This is a genomic window from Veillonella sp. VA137 (assembly GCF_003992015.1).
Lineage (GTDB): Bacteria > Bacillota > Negativicutes > Veillonellales > Veillonellaceae > F0422.
In genome coordinates, this window is record NZ_RQVK01000017.1 from 1 (window position 1) to 24,934 (window position 24,934).

Sequence of the window (24,934 nt, forward strand, 5' to 3'; positions counted from 1 at the left end):
GGCGTTTATTTATCAAAAATGTAGGCTTTATGCGTTGTATAAAGTCTAGCAAACTAGTATAATATATAGTGAATGTGTATACATAAAGATATGGACATATCGATTTAAATTAATCGATTTGAAAATATTACTCTTTTTGTATATTTATTTCAAGATTCAAAACAACATAGGTTGAAGATAATTTACGAAGCATGATGAATGTGCAAGTGTTCATACAAATTGCGTAGTATGACTGTGCAATGAGTTAGATGGTTAGGACACTATGAAGCATATACATGTGATTTCAGATATATGTGATCGTGAAGGTATATATCCATATCTATGTGTATACATGTTGTTTACTATTACACCATACATAACAGCGGTACCAAGGAGTACGCTGTAACGATAGAGTAGGGTAGTGATGAATGGTTTTGCTTGTAAAAGCAGAAAGGATAGGCTTATGGGAAAGAGTTTCGAGTTTAAGGAATGCGAGCGATTTCTGAAACGCGTGTTGAAAGACAAAGGGATATACAGCAAGGGGGCAGTTATTGCGTTCTTGATCACTGGTGGTATTGGATTTTTTGCGCCACCAGCACAAGCGATTATTTATGTGGAAACGGACCTTGATTCAGGTGCTACGGGGGCTTCCAGTTATTCTAATGGCAATGGCAATATTCATTTACCACGTAATTCTGTTGTATTCGCGCCGATTAGAAATGGTAATGTCTATGGTGACTTGAACCGTACGGCGAAGAACTCTGTTATCATTGGTGCCGGCTCTTATGCGCATGGTATTGTTGAGGGTGCCAGAGAGGAAAAATTTACTGCCGTTGGTAATAACGCCCATGTAGCAGGTGGCCAAGGTACGGCGATCGGTAGTAACACGTTTGCTATGAAACAGGCGACGGCTGTCGGTAATGACGTGTATGCCGCAGGGGACTCCTCTATCGCCATCGGTAATGACGATATTTCCACAAAATATAAGGACTCCTTGAGTAGGGAGACCTTAAAAGGTATATTCGGTAATGGTGAAAGCAACAATCCGGCTGTTGCCAAACTGTTTAGAGAAGGTAAATGGTACTCTTCTGAAAATGATGCCAAGGGACCTTTTAAATTAACGTCTTGGTCAGATTTTAATCGTTCCTATTTATCAGATGGTACAGAGATGTATAGCCCTACCTACGCTGGTGGTGTTGGTGCCATCGCGATCGGTTCTCGTTCCATTGCCTATAAAGATGGTTCCACAGCGATTGGTACTTTGTCCTATGCCTTCGGTGAAGGTTCTACAGCCATGGGTCTTCGTGCTTACACAGCAGAGAATGCAAAGGGTGCCGTTGCGATCGGTGAACAAAGTCGTTCCTTCGCGCCTCAATCCTTGGCGGTAGGTAACCGAAATGAATCTACCGATGATGGTGCTATGTCCTATGGTTATAGTGCGAAAGCCGTAGGTAAAGGTTCCTTGGCTTTCGGTTACAAAACGTATGCCAATGCGAGTATTGCAAATAATATCGCTGCAGCAGATGGTCATAGTGCAACGAACCCATTGCGTCAAGCGGTGCGTAGCAAATTAGGGAATTATTCAGAAGCACAATTAGCGGCATTAGAGACGTATCAAAATAAAGCACGTGAGTATTATGCAAAAATCGATGCTAGAGCTTCAGAGGCGGCTATTGCTGCTGCAAAAACAGCTATGGATAACGCAAAAGCAGACGTGGATGCTATCACGTTGACAGATGTGAATGCAATGGCTCTTGTAGATGGTGGTCAAGTATCGCATCAAAGTTGGAATACAGTGGGTAATACCATTAAAAGTGTGGTAGACGCCGTTGAAGATAAGAATGCAACAAACAAATTAACAGTTGAAAAGCTAGATGGTGTATACTTAACTACAAAAGATGAGGATGGCAATACACAAACTGTACAAAAATCTAAAAAGAGCGGTGACAATGCCATTGCGATTGGTTACTATGCGTCTGCCAAAGGGACATCAGCCATTGCCGAAGGTTCTGGTTCCGTAGTAGATTCCTTAAGTGGTATCGGTATTGGTTCCTTATCCTATGTAAGTGAGAACTCCGCTAACTCTATTGCTGTTGGTGTAGGGGCACAAGTACGGAAAGAAAACTCCATTGCTATTGGTACACAGTCCCAAGTGTTTGGGGCAGGTGCTATTGGTATGGGCCCTGGATCTCGTGTTATGGGTGATAACAGTATTGCTATGGGTTATGGTACAGATATCCGCAGCGTTTCCTCTATCGGGTTAGGGGTACGTGCTAAGATAGGGTATGGTTCCATGAATGCTACTGGGTTAGGTGCGAATGTTAACATCGGTACCGATGCGGGTAACACCGTAGCTCTTGGTAGTAGTGCAAGCATTGGTGATAACTCCTTGAACTCTATGGCGGTCGGTTATAATGCGAATGTTGCAAATAATACACCGAACAGTATTGCCTTCGGTACACGGGCTCGAATTGCAGAAGGTGCTACCAGTTCTTTGGCAGTAGGTGATTTGGCAGCAGTTACAAAAGCATCTTCCACAGCATTGGGCCGTTTGGCGACAGCAGATTTTGAAAACTCCGTTGCTTTAGGTTACCGTTCTACTACTCATTATTGGGGGAATCCGAATACTCGTCAATCTAACTTTAGTGCCAGTGCATCTGCTACTAATGTACATGGTTTATCTATTGATCCATACTTGCCACAAGGATCCACATTGGGTACAGAGTTAGCGAAATTAAATGCCGTAACGGCTGGTTATGTATCCGTTGGTGGCTGGGATGAGAAAGGTGCTGATGGTAAGTCTACCGGTCGCCGTGGTCTTCGTCGTATCGTCAACGTAGCACCAGGTGCGTTAGATACCGATGCGGTTACTGTGGCACAGTTACGTGACTGGACTGATAAATCCGCCCATTTCCTTTCCATTGCAGGGGCATCTAATAAAGAGGCCAAAGATTATCCAGATATCAACGATCCAATGGGTACAAAGGTAAAAAATGCTGTTGTTAAAATTAAGTCTAACTTCGATAATGATACAGCCACAGGTACCAATGCATTAGCGTTAGGTGTATATGCCTATGCGAATGGTCAAAAATCGGTAGCTATGGGTCCTAATGCCTATGCAAACGTTGACCACGGTGTAGCCATCGGTGATAATGCGCAAGCTTGGAGTGAAGGCAGCAATGGTAATGGTGGCGTGGCTATCGGTAAGGATGCAAAAGCCTATTACTGGAATGCGTTAGCACTGGGTACAAACTCCAACGTAAGTGGTTGGAACTCCTTAGCTATGGGAGCGAATGCACGTGTGGGCGTTGTGAAAACAGTAGATGCTGCAACTGGTAATGTCACTAATGCAGGTACGAGTGTCAATGATGGCGTGGCTATCGGTCGTGCTGCAGCAGTAGATGGAGCTAGCTCTATCGCATTGGGGGCAGCTTCAAAAATTACGACAGCTACTAATGCAGTGGCCATTGGTCCTGGTGCACAAGTACTAGAAGGAAAAGATGCTAATAATAATGCAGCAGCAGCGACAGGAGCAGTGGCATTAGGTTCTAACGCTAATGTTACAGGGTCGAAATATTCTGTAGCCTTGGGTTTAAATTCTGCTGTTGAATATAATGATACAAAAGCTCCAACAAAAGCAGCTTTCACCAATGAGGATATCAACGACCCAGGTAATGGTGTTGTGTCCGTTGGTAATAACGGCACTGTAAAACGTCGTATTATCAATGTAGCTAGCGGTGTTAATGATAATGATGCAGTCACTGTAAAACAGTTGAGAGCCGTAGCTCCGAAGTACTATTCTGTGAACACAACGGAAACTGATAATCGAACTGTCAATGGTGTGGCTGATGTGAAATCTAATATAAACAATGACGGCGCTACCGCTGCAGGGGCACTAGCAGTTGGTTCTTATACGAAAGCTAGTGGAAACTATTCTACAGCCCTAGGCCGTGATGTTATTACTTCGGCGCAATTATCTACAGGTATCGGTACGAATGTTACTGTCAGTGGGGAAAAATCTGTAGGTATTGGTTCCAATGTGGAAGTTAGCAATCATAGCGCTGTCGCGATTGGTTTAGAGGCTAAGTCGGACCATGCTCGTGGTATTGCCGTGGGGTATAAAGTAAATACCAATGAGTCTGATACATTTGCAGGCGGTTCCGAAGTCAATGTAACTGGATATGGTTCTGTAGGTATTGGTAAAAAAGTTGAGACTCGAGCGAATAATGCAGTAGGTATTGGTGCTAGTACTAATGCATTAGGTAGCGAATCCATTGCATTAGGTTATGCTGCGTACACAGGATATACGACAACAAAAGACTCAAAAACGGTATATAATGGTGCTACAGAAGGTATTGCGGTCGGTAAAGAAGCTGTTGTTGAAAGCAACTATGCCATCGCTATCGGCGGTAATGCAAAAGTAAAACGTGATGGAACTAAGGATGCAGAATCTTCTGTGGCAATTGGTGCTGGTGCTAAGGTAACAGGTGCTAAATATTCTGTAGCATTAGGCTTGAACTCTCAAGTAAATTCTGCTGATACAGCTACAAAAACAACAGCTGCTTTCAGCGGTGAAGTAAACGATGATCCAGGGTACGGCGTTGTATCTGTTGGTCAGTCTGGTAAATATCGTCGTATCCTAAATGTAGCAGGCGGTGTGAACGATAACGATGCAGTTAACGTGAAACAGTTGAGAGCAGCTGCTTGGGGATTAAAAACGCAAAGCGGTACAGCAGCTGCAGCTGATGTAACACCTGATGCAAATGGTAAAGTAACTTTAAAAGCAGGCAACAATGTAACTATCGACAATGCAAATGGCGTTGTGACAGTTAATGCTACAGGTATTCAATCTGTATCAAGTGGTAATACTAATGCATTAGGAGTGACGACTACTAACGGTGCTGTTACAATTACACCTAACTTGGCGGGATCCGTTACTAGTACTGGCGATGCGAATAAATTAGTGACAGCTGGCGTTGTGAATACGGCATTAAATGCGAAGGCAAATGTATCTGATCTTGCAGCTAAATTAGATAAAACAGCAGAACTTCATGTAAGAGCAGGAGACTATACTGTAGGAAATAATGGTGAAGTATCCTTAATTCAAGAAGATGCAAGTGGCACGCAAAATAGTGGCAAAGGGTTCAAGATTAAAGGACTTGCTACAAAAGGTGATATTACTAATATCAACAATACATTAGGAGATAAAGCAGATAAATCCTATGTAGATACTCAAATTGGCACAGTGTCTAACTTAGGTTACAAAGCGAATGGTGGAACTGCTAAACAAGTGGCTGTTGGCACAGGCTTAAACTTTGTTCAAGGTGATGGTACTGCGACGACAGCGGCCACTGCAAAAGCGGGTATTGAAATCGTAGCTGGTGACGATGGCAAAGTAACATTTGGTTTAAATGAAGCCACACGTAATGCCATCGATAATGCAGCAAGCAAAAATTATGTAGATACTCAAATCGGTAACGTAGCGAATAAAAATTTAAGTAATCTAAATGATGCTGGTAAAGCGGCAGTAAAAGACTTAGCAGCAGAAGCTGTGAAAGTAGCTCAAGGTAAAAATGTTACAGTCACACCTAAAACAAAAGATCATGTAACAACATATACAGTAGATGCTATCGATACGACAGTAGCCGCTGGCGAGGGCTTGTCTGTTACAGGTGGAGATACAGTAGATACAGCTACGAATAAACGTAACTATACAGTGGCTTTGTCTGCAGATACACAAGCTAAATTAGCAAAAGTAGAAAATTTAGCTAACACAGTAGGCACAATCGGCGCTGACGGTCGTGATGGTAAAGCAGGTACTGGTAAAGCTCCAGAAGCAGCTGATGCAACAGCAGGTGACAAAGGCTTAACTGGCAAAGACGGATTAAATGGTAAAGATTTAACTACAAAAGTGAATGCACTTCGTAACGGCGAAGCTGGTACAGTAGTGTACACTGATGAAAACGGTAACCGTTTAGCAAAAGCTAATGATGGTCAATACTATCCAGCGAATAAAGTTAATGCAGATGGTACAAAAGCTGCTGATGCAGTAGCAGTGGCAACTCCACAAGCTCGTCTGGTGAACCCAACTGGTTCTACGACAACCGCAACTAAGTTAAGCAACATTGCAGATGGTGACATTAAAGCTGGTTCTACTGATGCGATTAACGGTGGTCAATTACATACTGAATTAGCGAAAAAAGCGGATGTAACAGCATTAGACGGTAAAGTAGATAAAGCAGCTGAGTTCCATGTAAAAGCAGACACATATAAAGTTGGTGACGATGGTGTTGTGACTGTAAAACAAGAAGCTGGTACAGGCGCAGAAGCTACTGATAAAGCATTCAAAATCAGTGGCTTAGCTACAAAAACAGATATTACAAATATCAACAATACTTTAAACAATAAAGCGAATGCATCTGATGTAGAAGGTTTGAAAACAAACCCAATTACTTTCACAGGTGACGATGCACAAGCTGTAACTCGTGCATTAGGTACTACTCTAACTGTAAAAGGTGCGGAAAACTTCACACCAAGTGCTACGAACCCAGCAACAGCAGCAGGTGTTAACATCCGTGTGGAAAAAGATCCAACTACAAATGCTAACGGCTTAGTGGTGAAATTAGCAGATACTTTGACCAACATGAAAGGTATTTCTGGTAATGGCACAGATCCATTGACAATTAAAAATGGTGACAATGCAGTTATTACAGTGAAACCGGGTTCAGCTGGCGCTAAAGGTGAGGTAGACTTCGGTGGCTCTAAATTAACGAATATTGGCACACCAGGTGCTAATACAGATGCAGCGAATAAGGCATATGTAGATACAAAATTTGGTAACGCAGCGAATAAAGATTTAGATAATCTAAATGATGCTGGTAAAGCGGCAGTAAAAGACTTAGCAGCAGAAGCTGTGAAAGTAGCTCAAGGTAAAAATGTTACAGTCACACCTAAAACAACAGACCATGTAACAACATATACAGTAGATGCTATCGATACGACAGTAGCCGCTGGGGAAGGCTTGTCTGTTACAGGTGGCGATACAGTAGATACAGCTACAAACAAACGTAACTATACAGTGGCATTGTCTCAAGATACAAAAGATACATTAGCGAAAGTACAAAAAGCAGTTGATGCAATTGGTACTAATGGATCTGATGGCCGTGATGGTAAACCAGGTACAGGCGCTGATGCTGGTATGGGCAAAGATGGCTTAACAAAAGAAGATGGCCTAAACGGTAAAGACTTAACTACAAAAGTGAACGCATTACGTAACGGCGAAGCTGGTTCCGTGGTGTACACAGATGAAAACGGTAACCGTGTTGTGAAAGCGAAAGACGGTAAATGGTACTTAGCTGACAAAGTAGGTGCTGATGGTACAAAAGCTGCTGATGCTGTGGAAGTAACAAAACCACAAGCTCGTTTAGTGAACCCAGATGGAACAACAACTGGTGGTACAACTAAGTTAAGCAACATTGCAGATGGCAACATTGCAGCTGGTTCTACAGATGCTATCAACGGTGGTCAGTTACATACTGAATTAGCTAAAAAAGCAGATGTAACAGCATTGAATGAATTAGCAGACAAACCACTTACTTTCAGTGGAGATACTGGAACGAATGCGGCTCGTAAATTAGGCGAAACATTAGCTGTAAAAGGTGCGGCAAACTTCACACCAGCAGCAACTGCAACACCAGGTGTGAACATCCAAGTAGCATCCGACCCTACGAATGGTTTAACTGTGAGCTTAGCAGATACGTTAACTAACATGAAAGGTATCTCCGGTAATGGCGCAGATCCATTGACAATTAAAAATGGTGACAATGCTGTTATCACAGTGAAACCGGGTGCAGCTGGCACTAAAGGTGATGTAGACTTTGGTGGATCTAAATTAACAAATGTAGGAGCACCTGGTGCTAATACAGATGCAGCGAATAAGTTCTACGTAGATGAAGCTATCAAAGCGGTCAACCAAACAGCAGCTGGTAATGCTAACCTAGGCTATAAAGCAAATGGTGGCACAGCTAAAACAGTAGCGGTAACAACAGGTCTAGACTTTGTTCAAGGCGATGGCACAGCGAATACAGCAGAAAGCGCAAAATCTGGTATCGAAATCGTAGCTGGAGATAGCGGCAAAGTGATCATTGGCTTGTCTAACGATGCGAAAACAAAATTAGATAAAGTAAATGACATTGCTAAAGCAGTAGGCGCTAACGGTGTAGATGGTCGTGATGGTAAACCTGGTACAGGCGCTGATGCTGGTATGGGCAAAGACGGCTTAACAGCAGCAGATGGCTTGAACGGTAAAGACTTAACTACAAAAGTAAATGCTCTTCGTAACGGCGAAGCTGGCTCCGTAGTGTACACAGATGAAAACGGCAAACGTGTTGTAAAAGCTAACGATGGCAAATGGTATCCTGCTGGCAAAGTCAATGCAGATGGTACCAAAGCAGCTGATGCTACGGAAGTAACAGCAGTACAAGCTCGTTTAGTAAACCCAGATGGTACAACAACTGGCGGTACAACTAAGTTAAGCAATATCGCAGATGGTGAAATCAAAGCTGGCTCTAAAGATGCCATCAACGGTGGTCAATTACATGACGAATTAGCGAAAAAAGCTGATGTAACAGCTTTAGCAGGCAAAGTAGATAAGGCTTCTGAACTTCATGTAAAAGCAGATACATATGCTGTTGGTGATGATGGCGTTGTGACTGTAAAACAAGAAGATGGTACAGGCGCAGAAGCTACTGGTAAAGAGTTCAAAATTAGTGGCTTAGCTACGAAAACAGATATTACAACTATCAATACTGCATTAGGCCAAAAAGCAAATGCGGCGGATCCAATTACTTTCACAGGCGACGATGCGCAAGCTGTAACACGTGCATTAGGTACTACATTAACTGTAAAAGGTGCGGAAAACTTCACACCAAGTGCTACGAATCCAGCAACAGCAGCAGGCGTGAACATCCGTGTAGAAAAAGATCCAACTACAAATGCTAACGGCTTAGTGGTGAAATTAGCAGATACTTTGACCAACATGAAAGGTATTTCTGGTAATGGCACAGATCCATTGACAATTAAAAATGGTGACAATGTAGTTATTACAGTAAAACCTGGTGCTAATGGCGCTAAAGGTGATGTAGACTTCGGTGGCTCTAAATTAACAAATGTAGGAGCACCTGGTGCCAATACAGATGCAGCGAATAAGTTCTACGTAGATGAAGCGATTAAAGCGGTCAACCAAACAGCAGCTGGTAATGCTAACCTAGGCTATAAAGCCAATGGTGGAACAGCTAAAACAGTAGCAGTAACAACAGGTCTAGACTTTGTTCAAGGCGATGGCACAGCGAATACAGCAGAAAGCGCAAAATCTGGCATCGAAATCGTAGCTGGCGATAGCGGCAAAGTCATCATTGGCTTGTCTAACGATGCGAAAACAAAATTAGACAAAGTAAATGATATTGCTAAAGCAGTAGGCGCTAACGGTGTAGATGGCCGTGACGGCAAACCTGGTACAGGCGCTGATGCTGGTATGGGCAAAGACGGCTTAACAGCAGCAGATGGCTTGAATGGTAAAGACTTAACTACAAAAGTGAATGCACTTCGTAACGGCGAAGCTGGTTCCGTAGTGTACACAGATGAAAATGGCAACCGTGTTGTGAAAGCTAACGATGGCAAATGGTATCCTGCTGGTAAAGTCAATGCAGATGGTACAAAAGCAGCTGATGCGGTGGAAGTAACAAAACCACAAGCTCGTTTAGTGAACCCAGATGGTACAACAACTGGCGGTACCACTAAGTTAAGCAATATCGCAGATGGCACGATTGGAGAAAACTCCAAAGATGCAATCAACGGTGGTCAATTACATACTGAATTAGCGAAAAAAGCAGATGTAACAGCTTTAGCAGGCAAAACCAATACAAGCCTAGATAACCTAAGCACTGCAGGCGAAGAGAAAGTTAAAGACTTAGCAGCGGGTGCTGTAAAAGTAGCGGCTGGTAAAAATGTTACAGTCACACCTAAAACAACAGACCATGTAACAACTTACACAGTAGATGCTATCGATACGACAGTAGCAGCTGGAGAAGGTCTTGAAGTCACTGGTGGTACGGAAGATACTAATAAGGTACGTGCTTACACAGTAGGATTGTCTCAAGCTACAAAAGATACATTAGCAAAAGTAGGCGATATTGCCAAAGCAGTAGGCGCTAACGGTGTAGATGGTCGTGACGGCAAACCTGGTACAGGCGCTGATGCTGGTATGGGTAAAGACGGCTTAACAAAAGAAGATGGCCTAAACGGTAAAGACTTAACTACAAAAGTGAACGCATTACGTAACGGCGAAGCTGGAACAGTGGTGTACACTGATGAAAACGGCAACCGTGTTGTGAAAGCTAACGATGGCAAATGGTATCCTGCTGGCAAAGTCAATGCAGATGGTACAAAAGCAGCTGATGCTACGGAAGTAACGAAACCACAAGCTCGTTTAGTGAACCCAGATGGTACAACAACTGGCGGTACCACTAAGTTAAGCAATATCGCAGATGGTGAAATCAAAGCTGGCTCTAAAGATGCTATCAACGGTGGTCAATTACATACTGAATTAGCTAAAAAAGCAGATGTAACAGCACTGAATGAATTAGCAGACAAACCACTTACTTTCAGTGGAGATACTGGAACTAATGCAAGTCGTAAATTAGGTGAGACATTAGCTGTAAAAGGTGCGGCAAACTTCACACCAGCAGCAACTGCAACACCAGGTGTGAACATCCAAGTAGCATCCGACCCTACGAATGGTTTAACTGTGAGCTTAGCAGATACGTTAACCAACATGAAAGGTATCTCTGGTAATGGCACAGATCCAATGGTTATCAAAAACGGTGACCAATCCATTACGATTACACCAACAACAGCAGCGGAAACAAGTCCTGACGGCACAGTAACGAAACCAGCACAAGTTGGTAAAGTAGATTTTGGCACTTCTAAAATCACAAGTAGTGCTACACCTACAGATGCTAATGACCTTGTTAACAAAGGCTATTTGGAAAAAGCAATTGAAAATGTAAATAATGTTGCTACAGGTAATGCTAACCTAGGCTATAAAGCCAATGGTGGAACAGCTAAAACAGTAGCAGTAACAACTGGTCTAGACTTTGTTCAAGGCGATGGAACAGCGAATACAGCAGAAAGCGCAAAATCTGGCATCGAAATCGTAGCTGGAGATAGCGGTAAAGTGATCATTGGCTTGTCTAACGATGCAAAAACAAAATTAGACAAAGTAAATGACATTGCTAAAGCAGTAGGTGCTAACGGTGTAGATGGCCGTGACGGAAAACCTGGTACAGGCGCTGATGCTGGTATGGGCAAAGACGGGTTAACAGCAGCAGATGGCTTGAACGGCAAAGACTTAACTACGAAAGTCAATGCTCTTCGTAATGGCGAAGCGGGTTCCGTGGTGTACACAGATGAAAACGGCAACCGTGTTGTAAAAGCTAACGATGGCAAATGGTATCCTGCTGGCAAAGTCAATGCAGATGGTACCAAAGCAGCTGATGCTACGGAAGTAACAGCAGTACAAGCTCGTTTAGTAAATCCAGATGGTACAACTACAACAGCAGAAGGTGCAACAGGTACGAAATTATCCAACATTGCTAATGGCACGATTGCTGACAAATCGAAAGATGCTGTCAATGGTGGCCAATTGTATACTGCTAAACAAGAATTAGCGAATGCTCTTGGTGGTAATGCAACAGTTGGCAATGATGGAACATTAACAAAACCTGCATACAATATCACAAAAGATGATGCAGCAGGTGGCACAGACACTGTTAACAATGTAGGCGCAGCAGTTGAAAAATTAGATGCTCGTATCAATACAGTGAAAGAAAATGCAGCTAAACCATTAACTTTCAAAGGCGATGATAACCAAGGTGTAGAACGTAAGTTAGACACTACATTAACTGTAAAAGGTGCTACAAACTTCACACCAAGTGCAACAACTCCAGCAACAGAAGCAGGCGTTAACATCCGTGTGGAAAAAGATCCAACTACAGATGCAAACGGCTTAGTAGTGAAATTAGCAGATACTTTGACCAACATGAAAGGTATTTCTGGTAATGGCACAGATCCATTGACAATTAAAAATGGTGACAATGCTGTTATCACAGTAAAACCGGGTGCAGCTGGCGCTAAAGGTGACGTAGACTTCGGTGGATCTAAATTAACAAATGTAGGAGAACCTGGTGCAAATACAGATGCAGCGAATAAAGCCTATGTAGATACAAAATTTGGTAACGCAGCGAATAAAGATTTAGATAATCTAAATGATGCTGGCAAAAATGAAGTACGTGACTTAGCAGCGAGCGCTGTAAAAGTAGGGGCTGGTAAAAATGTAACAGTAACTCCTAAAACAGCAGACCATGTAACAACATACACAGTAGATGCTATCGATACAACAGTAGCAGCGGGAGAAGGCTTGTCTGTTACAGGTGGCGATACAGTAGATACAACTACTAATGCACGTAACTACACAGTAGGATTGTCTCAAGCTACAAAAGATACATTAGCAAAAGTAAGTGATATTGCTAAAGCAGTAGGCGCTAACGGTGCTAACGGTATCGATGGTCGAGACGGTAAATCTGGTACAGGCGCTGACGCTGGTATGGGCAAAGACGGCTTAACTGGTGCAGATGGCTTGAATGGTAAAGACTTGACTACGAAAGTAAATGCTCTTCGTAATGGCGAAGCTGGTTCCGTAGTATACACAGATGAAAACGGCAACCGTGTTGTGAAAGCTAATGATGGCAAATGGTATCCTGCGAATAAAGTCAATGCAGATGGTACAAAAGCAGCTGATGCGGTGGAAGTAACAAAACCACAAGCTCGTTTAGTGAACACAGATGGTACAACAAGTGGCGGTACGACAGTATTGAACAACGTAGCGTCTGCGATTCCAAATACAGCTAAAGATGATGCAAATCAACCAATTGCTAACCCTACATTCTTAGATCGTTTGAATACAGCAGCGGGTGATGCAAACACACAAAACGCAGCAGTCAACGTAAGTGACTTGAACAGCGCAGCTACTGAAATCATTGCGAAAGGATTAACATTCCAAGGTAATGATAAACAAGGTATCAAAAAACAATTAGGTGAAACCTTAGATATCGTTGGTGAAGGTACAGTTCCTGCAACGGCAACAACAGCAGCGAACAATATCCGTACTAAGAAAGCAGATAATAAATTAGAAATTGGTTTGGCAAAAGACTTAGTAGGTATTACTTCTATTACGAATGCAGCAACGACTGACGGAGCAGGCACTAAACTTGCTTTAGATGGAAATAACTTAACTATTACGAATACACAAGCAGTGCCTGAAAATGCACCTGCTGGTACAGTACCAACAGTGACAACGGTGACTATCGGTAAAGATGGCATCAATGCTGGTGGCAAAGTGATTTCTAATGTAGCAGCTCCAAAAGCGAATACAGATGCAGCGAATAAAGAGTATGTAGATACTAAAGTGGGAGAAGCGACGGCAGCTGCCACAGGTAATGCTAAGATAGGTTACAAAGCAAATGCTGAAACAGAGACTAAAAAAGTTGGCGTAGCTGATGGTTTACATTTCAAATCTGGTACAGGTACAATTGCGCCAACAGATTTAGCACCTAATACTGAAAGTCCTACAAAAGATACAGATAGCAAAGAGGCTAAAACTGGTATCGCTATCACTACAGAAGAAAATGGCGTTGTGAACATTGGTTTAGATGAAGCAACTCGTAAAGTCATCGACAGTGCAGCGAAACTTGGCGACACAGCAACTGATGGCCGTGATGGCAAAGCAGGCACTGGTAAAGCAGCTGATGATGCAACAGCAGTGGCAGGCGATAAAGGCTTAACTGGTCAAGATGGCTTGAACGGTAAAGACTTAACATCTAAAGTGAATGCACTTCGTAACGGCGAAGCTGGTACAGTGGTGTACACAGATGACAAAGGCAACCGTGTTGTGAAAGCTAATGACGGCAAATGGTATGATGCTAAAGCTGTTAATGACAAAGGTGAGTTAAAACCTGCAGATCAACTTCCACAAGGTGTAACTGCTACTCCAGTAGATGCGCCACAAGCTCGTTTAGTAAATCCAGATGGAACGACTACAACAGCAAAAGGTGCAACAGGTACTAAGTTAAGCAACATTGCAGATGGCACGATTGGAGAAAACTCCAAAGATGCGATCAATGGTGGCCAATTACATACTGAATTAGCGAAAAAAGCAGATGTAACAGCATTGAACGAATTAGCAGAAAAAGCACTTACTTTCAGTGCAGATACTGGCACGAATGCAACTCGTAAATTAGGTACTACATTAGCCGTGAAAGGTGCAGCAAACTTTACACCAGCAGCAACTGCAACACCAGGAGTGAACATCCAAGTAGCATCCGACCCTACGAATGGTTTAACGGTAAGCCTAGCAGATACGCTAACTAACATGAAAGGTATCTCTGGTAATGGCACAGATCCATTGACAATTAAAAATGGTGACAATGCAGTTATCACAGTAAACCCTGGTGCTAATGGTGCAAAAGGTGATGTAGACTTCGGTGGCTCTAAATTAACCAATATTGGCGAACCAGGTGCTAATACAGACGCAGCAAATAAAGCGTATGTAGACAGCAAAGTTGGTGGCGTAGCTAACTTAGGTTATAAAGCAAATGGTGGCACAGCTAAAACAGTAGCGGTAACAACAGGTCTAGACTTTGTTCAAGGTGATGGTACTGCTAACACTGCAGAACCTGCAAAAGCTGGTATCGAAATTGTAGCCGGTGACGACGGTAAAGTAACATTTGGCTTAAATGAAGCGACTCGTAATGCTATCGATAATGCAGCGAATAAAGATTTAGGTAACCTAAGCGATAATGGCAAAAATGCAGTCAAAGATTTAGCAGCAGGCGCTGTAAAAGTGGCAGCTGGTAAAAATGTTGCAGTCACACCTAAAACAACAGACCATGTAACAACATACACAGTAGATGCGATCGATACGAAGGTTATCAAAGGTGATGGCATTGAAGTCACTGGTGGCGCTGAAGATACTGATAAAGTACGTACGTATACAGTAGCATTGTCTCAAGCGACAAAAGATACATTAGCGAAAGTAGCTGATATTGCTAAGGCAGTAGGCGCTGATGGTGCTAATGGTATCGATGGCCGTGATGGCAAATCTGGTACAGGCAACAATGCTGGTATGGGCAAAGACGGCTTAACTGGCGCAGATGGCTTGAACGGTAAAGACTTAACTACGAAAGTGAATGCGCTTCGTAATGGTGAAGCAGGTACCGTAGTGTACACAGATGAAAACGGCAACCGTGTTGTGAAAGCCAGCGATGGCAAATGGTATCCAGCTGACAAAGTAAAAGCAGATGGTACAAAAGCAGATGATGCTGTAGAAGTGAAAACTCCACAAGCTCGTCTAGTGAACCCAGATGGTTCTACAACAGGTGGTACTACAGTCATCAACAACGTAGCCTCTGCAATTCCAGCTGCACCAAAAGATAATGCTAACTCTCCATTCTTAGATCGTTTGAACACGGCAGCAGGTGATGTGAATACAAAACATGCAGCAGTGAATGTAAGTGACTTGAACAGCACAGCGACTGAAATCATTGCGAAAGGATTAACTTTCCAAGGTGATGATGTAAAAGACGTAACACGTGCATTAGGTACTACATTAACTGTAAAAGGTGCGAAAAACTTCACGCCAAGTGCTACAACTCCAGCAACAGAAGCAGGTGTTAATATCCGTGTGGAAAAAGACTCTACTACAGATGCAAACGGCTTAGTGGTAAAATTAGCAGATACTTTAACAGATATGAAAGGTATCTCTGGTAACGGTACAGATAATCTAGTGATTAAAAACGGTACGAATACAATCACTGTTACACCAGGTAAAGCAGCGGATGGAGCTACAAAAGCAGATCCAGGCAAAGTAAACTTCGGTGATGCTACTGTAACTGTGAAAGACCTAGATGCTCCTATTACGTATCGTACGAATGGTGATGCCGATGAAAAAGCGAAAACAGTATCCTTGAAACAAGGATTAGATTTCGTTACTGGTGATGGTACAACAAACACTGCAGAATCTGCTAAACCAGGCCTAAATATCGTAACTGGCGAAAATGGCAAAGTCATCATTGGCTTGTCTGATGATGCAGCAACGAAATTAGGAAAAGTAGATGGCATTGCTGCGAAGGTAGATGCTGTTGAAAAAGCCCTTGATAACAAAGCAGATAAGTCTACTGTTGAGGATCTTGCGAATAAGTTAGCTGATAAAGCCGATAAAGCAACTGTTAAAGGTTTAGCGGACAAAGTGGATGGCAAAGCTGATAAATCCACTGTTGCAGACTTAGCGAAAACAGTAGAAGGCAAAGCTGACAAATCTGAGTTAGACAAAAAAGCAGATAAAGGCGAAGTGACAGCATTAGCTAATAAAGCAATGACTTTCACAGGCAACAAGGCGGATGAAACAGTTGAACGTAAACTTGGCGAAACATTGCACTTAGTAGGAACTAACAATATCACTGTTGAGAAGGATGCGACGAAAGAAGGTACATTAAATGTTACGTTGGCATCTACATTGACTGGTATGGAATCCATTACTACAAAAGCTGTGGATGGTTTAAGTAATACAACCTGGGATCCTACGAAAGTAGCCTCTGCTGAAGAAGCAAAAGCTAAACCTGATTCTGATGCAGCTAAAGAACGTTCCAAAGCAGCTACACAGGGTCAATTGAAAGATGTAGCCGATCGTGTAAGCAAAGGCCGTGTATTCACAGCGGATACAAAAGTTGGCGATAAACCACTAGCAGCTGAAGTTGGCTTAGGCGATACATTGGCTATCCAAGGTGGCGCAACATCTGGATTAACAGATAACAACATCGGTGTTGAATTGGCTCCAGCGAAAGATGGTAAACCAGCTACGATGACTGTGAAATTGGCGAAAGATCTTAACATGGCTGATGGTAAGTCTAAGTATGACCGTTACTTACCTGAGTTTGAAAAAACTGACAAAGGTCTATTAAAATTAGATGCTAAGGGTAACCCTATTCCTAAGAAAGATAAAGATGGTAATGTAATCCTTCAAAAAGATGGTAACGGTAACCCAATTGTTAACTCTTCTACAGTGGTAAACGGTAATGGCACAACATACACGGTTAACAACTTACTCAGTGATGGAAAGGTTCAAGTAGACAATGCGAATAAACCTGTAGCAGGATTGGTAACGACTACAACAGCAGCAGGTACTCGTTATGAAGAACGGTTAACAACAGAAGATGGTCACGTTATCTTTAAACAAGATGACAATACAAAAGAGTTGAAACCAGTATTGAAAACAGTATCTGTAGTGGATAGTCGTGGTATCCGTATTGGAAGCAATGACAAACCAGTGGTAAGCTTAACAAAAGATGGCTTAGACAATGGTGGCAACACAATCAGCAATGTAGCACCGGGTGTATATGAATCTGATGCAGCTACGGTTGGTCAATTAAACGCAGCTACCAATACTGTGACGGCAAAAGTGAACGAAGCAGGCGCTCATGCAGCAGCATTAGCAGCGATGAACCCATTAAGCTACGATCCACTTAAAAAATCACAAGTGATGGCAGGCGTTGGTGCTTACAAAGGCAATAAAGCTCTTGCGTTAGGGGTAGCCCATTATGCAAACGAAGATACTATGTTCAACGTAGGTGTCAGCGTTGGCGGTGGCGAAAACATGATGAATGCAGGTGTGACATACCGATTCGGTGGAGAAGACAGCATGATTCCTGAACGCTACAAAGGTGGTCCAATTTCTTCCGTCTACATTTTACAAGACGAAGTATCTGCACTTAAGGCTGAAAATGCACAAGTGAAAGCAGATAACGAGCAAGTAAAAGCAGACAATGCACGCATGAAAGAAAACTATGAAAAAGTAATGCAAGACAATGAAGAAATGAAAGCACAAATTAAAATGCTTATGGCTCACATGGGTATTAAATAATAGAAGTAATTCTATTCCCCATAAAGAAAGGTCATAGACTTTCATAAGAAAACCCTCCTGAGGTACATACCTTGGGAGGGTTTTTATGTTATAATAAAAGTAATCAATAAAATTATCAATTAGGAGTTAATATGAAAGTTACCTATTTAGAGCATAGTGGTTTTGTCATCGAAGATGGCAAGCGGGCCTATGTATTTGATTACTGGAAAGATCCAGCCGGTGTGATAGATACATTAGTGGAACAAGGTTACGAGTTACATGTCTTTGTATCCCATATCCATCATGATCATTACGTGAAATCAATTTTCAAATATTTACCATATATACACAGTATTTGGTACCATGAAGATGTGCCAGCATTGCGAGATGTTCGTAAGCAAATACAGCATATAGTAACTGTTAAGGAAGAGGCTAATACAGCTAGTTTAGTATTAGAAAGAATCAACAACGATTGCACTACTGATATTCAGACTGTGTCGGAGGAAAACATAACAGACGAGCTGGTCCAACAAGTATTTTCTTTGCACTCTATGGCAGTAGGCGACACCTTAGAGGCAGACGACATAACTGTCACCATGTTTGGCTCCACAGATGCGGGTGGATCCTTCTTGGTGGATACCGGTACGCATCGAATCTTTCACGCAGGAGATTTAAACTGGTGGCATTGGTCTGGAGATACGCCCGAGAATATTGCAGAGGCAAAAGCGTTAAAAGAGAAAGAGTTTGCCCCTTTAACAGGTTTATCCGTAGATATCATGATGTTCCCAGTAGATGCTCGTTTGGAAGTAGCCCGTGAATGGGGAGCCCTAGAAGTGTTGGGCTTGATGGACACGAAGTTATTCATCCCAATGCATGCGAATGGACCTACTTGGGTACCATCGGATACATTCCGACACACATACCCAACCCAACGTTGCTGGATTCCAGAACAGCCAGGTGATGCGGTGGTAGAGGAAGTGAAGTAAATGACACCATGGTTACAACGACATGGAGCGACAGCTCTATTAGTCTTGATGGCAGTCATATTCTTAGTGACCTATCCCTTGCATAGAGATCCCTTCTGGGGGCTCATCACGCATATTTCAGGGGCTGCTATGATTGGTGGTTTAGCTGACTGGTATGCGGTGACGGCACTGTTTACGAAACCCTTAGGGATTCCTTTTAAAACGGCACTTATCCCTAGGAATAAGGAACGGTTCGTGGAAATGGCACGTCACATGATGGTGGACGAACTTCTTCGGGTGTCCCACATGTACGAGGTGCTGAAACAGGAACGTGTACCGCAGCGGATTGTGTCATTTATGAATAGTACCACTGGTCGGGGGTATGTTCATGTGTGTTTTGAGGAACTGAAAGATCATGTGTTGCCCCATGTGAAAGAAAATTTACTGCAAGAGCAATTGCTAGGGCACATCAAGAATGGTGTGGAATCTTGGCGGGTGACGCCTTTCGTAGTTAGCTTGTGCCGTCAGCTCTTAGAACCAGAACGAGCAGAGGTACTATGGATGCACATCAACCGTATGCTTCAACGATTGCTAGCGGCGGAGGGGATTCGCCCTTACTTATTAGGGTTGGTATCCTCTGTGATGAATCGCTATGCAGACCATTCTTTTTTACGGGAATTGGCTCTCGCATTAGGTGGGGAGTCACTTTCACCGGAATATATCACGCACATGATACAGGTGAAAGGCTGTGCCTATCTGATGAGCCAAGAATCCTTGCAGTCGCCCTTGGGGACTGCGGTATACACGAAGGCTCGATGGGCAGTGGATGAACTTGCACAGAATGGACAGTGGCAACAAAAACTAGAAGATAAAAAGAATGCTTGGTTCCGGGAGTTTATCGAAGACGGCTATGTGTTGGAAGATACCTTAGACTTAGCGCGTTATGTAGAGCAAGGGGAAGCGGAATTATACCATTTCTTTGAGCGCTTGGAAACAAATGCTGTGAAAGGTCGTAAGGCAGAACGGTTTATTCTATTCCAATTGTTGCATGTCTTAAATTACGTACGTCCTTGGATTGAACAGATTGTCGTGCGCGAGATGAATCGATTCACGGCAGAGGAAATTACCCGCATATTACAATCTAAATTGGGCTATGATTTACAGATGATACGCATTAATGGGTCCTTGGTAGGTGCTATCTTAGGAGGTCTATTCTACGGATTGACCTTGCTGAAAGGAGGGATCCTATGAGCCCTCGTGTTATAGAAACGCCAAGGAATCCCTATACAACCTATGCCAATCGCTTGCTACTTAGCATGGCTGTTTTGTTCGCCTTGGTGTGGTGGGGGCAGTGGTACATCACCGATGCTTGGTATGATGGGTTGTATTGGTTTGTCCAATCGGCCCTCATCGGTAGCGTAGCGGACTGGTTTGCGGTGACTGCTTTATTTCGAAAACCTTTGGGTGTGTCCTTTCATACGGAACTGATTCCACGGAATAAGAATCGCCTTATTGAGGGGATTATCCGCATGGTGAATACGAAACTTCTCACCTATGATCAATGTAAAAGTGCCATTGAACGAGTGCAGTTTGTGCCTTTTTTAGACCAATATATTCGCAGTGATGTAGGTCGGAATACGGTGCGCCAAGGGATTGCCACGGTGTTGTCTGAGTTGTGGGAGCGCCGTAGTGATCGGGAGTGGGCCCAATGGGGTGCACAGCGGTTGCGGAAATTTTTGCATAATCAATCTTTTATCGGTCCTATGCAACAGACTTTATTGCATGTATGTGAGCACAATCGCTATGAAAGTGTAGTGATTCGAGGTATCGACTATCTGCAGAGGGCTCTGTATACGCCGAAAGCGCAGCAATGGCTAGAAGCGGTTATTGAGGAAGAAATCGAAAAGCGCAAAAAAGATGTAGTGTCTGCCATACTCATTGGACTTTCAGAAGGGTTGAACATTGTGAATGTCCAAGAAATGGCGGGGGCCATCATCGAAGAAGTGCATCAAATGTTGGAGCGTTGGAAACAGCCGAATAGCACAGAACGCCTCGTGTGGTTACATCAATGGGTGGGACCATTGCAACAGATGGCGTCGAACCGAAGCATCACAAAAACATTGGATGATGCCATCCAACAGTGGATCGATGTGCAAGATTGGGAGCTCATGTTAGAAGAGTATGTATGCCCACGGATTCGTGAAGGCATGGTATCTGCGGATGGGACATCGCCAATGGCCATTGCCTTGGAATCGAGCTTTCAAGAGTTATGGAATCATTACTGTGAAGAACCGGGCATGGTGGAACGGTTAGAAGAAGCCTTAACTCATATTATGCTGCACATTGCTTCGAAGAGCCATGGGTTTATCGGCATCATCATCCGTGAAGTGCTACAAAGTTTAAGTACAGAACGGTTCATCCATTTTATTGAAAGTAAGGTGGAAGAGGACCTCGCTTGGATTCGCATTAACGGCGCCCTCGTGGGTGGTGTCGCAGGATTGGGGACTTGGTTGTTCCTGTATTATGTGTATGAGCCGATGTTGCGTGGATTTGGAATCTTATAAAACATACAAATAGAGGAAAGTTGATACTTTTAGACAACTTTCCTCTATTTTTGCTCTTTGTCAAATGTGGAGACTGCTCATACTCAACGTGTTTTTTTATGCGTAATACTATAACACGTTAAGAGTGACTAAAAGGCATTTGAAATAGTCTATTGTGTGTGATAGTATGAAAATAAGTATTATCGCTAACAGGTCCTATGGTATCGTCATGAACGTAATTTAAAAATTATGTATGAGCCATAGCAGAGAGAGTTAGATACTGCATATGTAAATAGTTGTGTATTCAGAAATGGGGTATGAGTATGAATAAGGTGATGACAGCATTAGCTGTAACAACTGCGTTGGGTGTGAGTACAGTATTAGGAGCTAATCCGTTCACGGATATAACACCACAGGATTGGTCCTATCAAGCGGTGGCTCAATTGGCAAAACAAGGTGTGGTGAATGGATATCCTGATGGTACGTTCCAAGGGGGTCACAACATCACTCGCTTTGAGATGGCACAAATGGTGGCGAAAGCTTTGCAACAGCAAGAACGCATGAATGGGGAGCAACAAGAGGTATTGAATAAATTGCGAGACGAGTTCAGTAAAGAGTTGCAGAATCTAGGTGTTCGAGTAGAAAACTTAGAACATAAAGTGGGCAATGTGAGTTTTACTGGAGATATACGTTTACGCTTTGATGGACAAAAGGAGCATGGGCTTTACGTTAATGTGCCAAAGGATAATACTATCCTTAAGGTGAATGGTAATAATGTGACGTTTAATAAAGGTATGCATGAAGTGCATTTCTCTGAGGAGGGCATCGATGCGGCTAGACGGTTGACAATGCAGACGGATCTAGATGCTCTGCGAAATAGCGTCGATAAGAGTGAAAGCGCTACCGCTCTCGCGGAAGGCATATACGTAGAAGAGGCAGATATAGGATCTGTTTATCATAATAACAGTATGGGACTTGTGGCCGGTTATGAAGATGATAAAAAATTACTTTCAGATGATGAAAAACATTTCTATTCTGAAACGGAAAAGAGAATAAAGATAATCACTAGAAAGTATACACACACACCAGAAGGGATGGGCTTTACCTTTGATTTACCAGATTCTATCACTACTCATGAGGCGGTAAAGCTAGCCTATGATAAGTGGAAGAAAGCAAAAGCGGAATTTATAAAGCAATACCCTGATGCGAAAGATGACAGTTCTTTGGCCATAGATGATTTTAATATAATATTTACTTACTACTTTTATCACAAATCTAGTATACTTCCAGAATACATTTACTATTTATCTCAACAATATGGTATCAATGGTAAAAAGAAATCGGCTACATCCTATCGTGTGCGTGTGAATGCAACGGTAGATGTAAACGAGAATACGAAGGTTGGCATCCGCTTGGCTCAGGAAAGTGAGTTTGGAACAGGTGCGCAAAAGAAAACAGAGGTAGACCGGTTATGGATATCCCATCGCTTTGGTAAATCTCAAGTGGTGGCTGGCCGTGTAGGGACTATGTTTGGTGATGGCTTAGTGTTTGAGGGAGACTTCGATGGTATCGTAGGAAGCACTAAACTTGGTGCAACGAATCTTACGGTAGGGTATGGATATCCCACTGAATTGACAACGAAGGCGAAAGATATGGGTCAAACTATGGCTTATGGCCAATTGCAAGTGCCAATTACGACACATATTTCTGGTAAGGTCTACATGGCATCCTTGAATTCCCATACTACTGCAAAGGATGGGGTAGAGAATGAGTTAATGGGTAGTCACGTAGGATTGTCGCATCGTGTGTATGGAGTGGCCTTGAGTGGTGACCACGGTCGTTTCGGTTGGAATGCAGAATATGCAAAACGTACTGTAGGGGAAGATAACCAAATGTTCTCGCCAGTGCTTCGGAGTGGCAAAGGTCGCAATGCATGGATGGCAGGTGCTAATTATACGTATGGAAAGGCTACCGTAGGATTGCAGTACTTCTATTTGGGACAAAATAGCCCAATTTTGGCATCCTCCGTATATGACACGCGGTACAGTAAAAACTGGAAAGGTTACATAGCTACGTTAAACTATGCATTTAATCAACATGCGAGTGCTAAAGTGGGATACGCTTTTAAAGGTACCCCAGTAGAAATGTATCATGGCGCTGTAGCCCCAGCTTCAAAATACTTTGCTCAAGTAGAATACAAATTCTAGGAGTTCTAGATCGTTTCCATAGGCAGGATATACATAGAAAATAAAACAGGGGACTCGATTCGATGGAATCGGGTCCCCTGTTCTCATTTGAAAGTTCTATATGGTTGCATCTCTCTAATTGAGACATATAGGTAATGAAAAAGTTTTGTTGTTACCGTGATAGGATTAAGCTTCTTGTACGGTGTTAAGGTTGAGTTCTAAGTCTTTAATCATTTGTAGATCATCCATTGGAGAACGGCCAGCTGTTGTTAGGTAACCACCTACCATGATACCGTTCAAGCCACCTTTTAATGCGTAAGCTTGTAAGTCACGAAGGTTTACTTCACGACCGCCAGCCGTACGAATTAAGGCCTTTGGCAAGACGAAGCGGAACACAGCAAAGGTACGAAGGATTTCCAATGGAGGAATTGGTTCGTTGTTTTCGAATGGTGTGTTCTTGATAGGGTTAAGAATATTCAAAGGAATGGAGTCTACCCCTAATCGTTTTAACTCGAATGCCATTTCAACACGTTGCTCTTTCGTTTCGTTCAAGCCTAAGATACCGCCGGAACAAACACGAATGCCAGCTTTTTGGGCATTGGAGATAGTAAACATTTTATCTTCATACGAGTGTGTTGTACAAATGTCTGGGAAATGGCTTGGTGCCGTTTCGATATTGGAGTGATATCTGGTCACACCAATTTCTTTTAATTGCACTGCTTGCTCATAGGTCAGTAGACCAAGGGAGCAGCAAATTTCTAAGCCAGTTTCTTTACGAATGCGAGTGAGAGCACTCAAGATTTGCTCAAACTCTTTAGGATTGTTTGTGTTACGACCACTTGTTACGATGGAGAAGCGGATAGCACCAGCTTCTTTTGCTTTTTTAGCAGCGTTCACAATTTCGTCCTCTTCCATGAAAGGATACACAGTCACACCAGTGTCATGATGGGCGGATTGAGCACAGAATTTACAGTTTTCTGGGCATTTACCGGAACGGGCGTTCACGATGGCACATAGGTCTACTGTATCGTCATTGAATTTTTGACGGATTTTGTCTGCCATAGCCAATAGTATCATAGTGTCTTCGTCAGATGTGTGAATCAGTTGTTCGGCTTCTTCACGAGTGATCTCGCCACCATCTAATACTTTTTGTGCGTATGCTATGATTGTTTCATAGGAAATAGATTTTGATACAGTTTCCATAATTACACCTCGTAATTTTCATTTGATTTTAATGACTACATCATAATG

6 protein-coding genes are annotated in these 24,934 nt (G+C 42.8%); 5 read left to right on the top strand and 1 reads right to left on the bottom strand.

All coding sequences use genetic code 11. The features are described 5' to 3' along the window. The first annotated feature begins 442 nt into the window (after positions 1 to 442). The 5 genes from EO116_RS07535 (at position 443) to EO116_RS08790 (ending at position 23,704) form a co-directional block, all read left to right on the top strand. A complete protein-coding gene (locus EO116_RS07535; RefSeq protein WP_164726098.1) occupies positions 443 to 18,010 on the top strand; it encodes a YadA-like family protein in 17,568 nt (5,855 codons plus the stop codon). Positions 18,011 to 18,141: 131 nt separating this feature from the next. After that, positions 18,142 to 18,975: an MBL fold metallo-hydrolase gene (locus EO116_RS07540; protein WP_127161299.1), complete on the top strand. Its 834-nt coding sequence runs from the start codon at positions 18,142 to 18,144 to the stop codon at positions 18,973 to 18,975. Then, entirely contained in the window at positions 18,976 to 20,205 is a 1,230-nt protein-coding gene (locus EO116_RS07545) for a DUF445 domain-containing protein (protein ID WP_127161300.1), read from the top strand. It abuts the gene before it with no gap. After that, entirely contained in the window at positions 20,202 to 21,518 is a 1,317-nt protein-coding gene (locus EO116_RS07550) for a DUF445 domain-containing protein (protein WP_127161301.1), read from the top strand. Before EO116_RS07545 ends, EO116_RS07550 begins: the two co-directional genes overlap by 4 nt. Before the next feature lie 302 nt (positions 21,519 to 21,820). Next, on the top strand, positions 21,821 to 23,704 hold the full coding sequence (locus tag EO116_RS08790) for an S-layer homology domain-containing protein (RefSeq protein WP_127161302.1): 1,884 nt from the start codon (positions 21,821 to 21,823) through the stop codon (positions 23,702 to 23,704). Positions 23,705 to 23,869: 165 nt separating this feature from the next. Here EO116_RS08790 and bioB read toward each other — a convergent pair whose 3' ends face one another. Further along, positions 23,870 to 24,886 (bottom strand): biotin synthase BioB, encoded by a 1,017-nt coding sequence (bioB, locus tag EO116_RS07560; protein WP_127161303.1) that lies wholly within the window; start codon positions 24,884 to 24,886, stop codon positions 23,870 to 23,872. Positions 24,887 to 24,934 lie beyond the last annotated feature (48 nt).

Coding starts and splice junctions, on each gene's coding strand:
- EO116_RS07550 (WP_127161301.1), top strand. CDS start 20,202: ATGAGCCCTCGTGTTATAGAAACGCCAAGGAATCCCTATACAACCTAT.
- EO116_RS07545 (WP_127161300.1), top strand. CDS start 18,976: ATGACACCATGGTTACAACGACATGGAGCGACAGCTCTATTAGTCTTG.
- EO116_RS07540 (WP_127161299.1), top strand. CDS start 18,142: ATGAAAGTTACCTATTTAGAGCATAGTGGTTTTGTCATCGAAGATGGC.
- EO116_RS08790 (WP_127161302.1), top strand. CDS start 21,821: ATGAATAAGGTGATGACAGCATTAGCTGTAACAACTGCGTTGGGTGTG.
- bioB (WP_127161303.1), bottom strand. CDS start 24,886: ATGGAAACTGTATCAAAATCTATTTCCTATGAAACAATCATAGCATAC.
- EO116_RS07535 (WP_164726098.1), top strand. CDS start 443: ATGGGAAAGAGTTTCGAGTTTAAGGAATGCGAGCGATTTCTGAAACGC.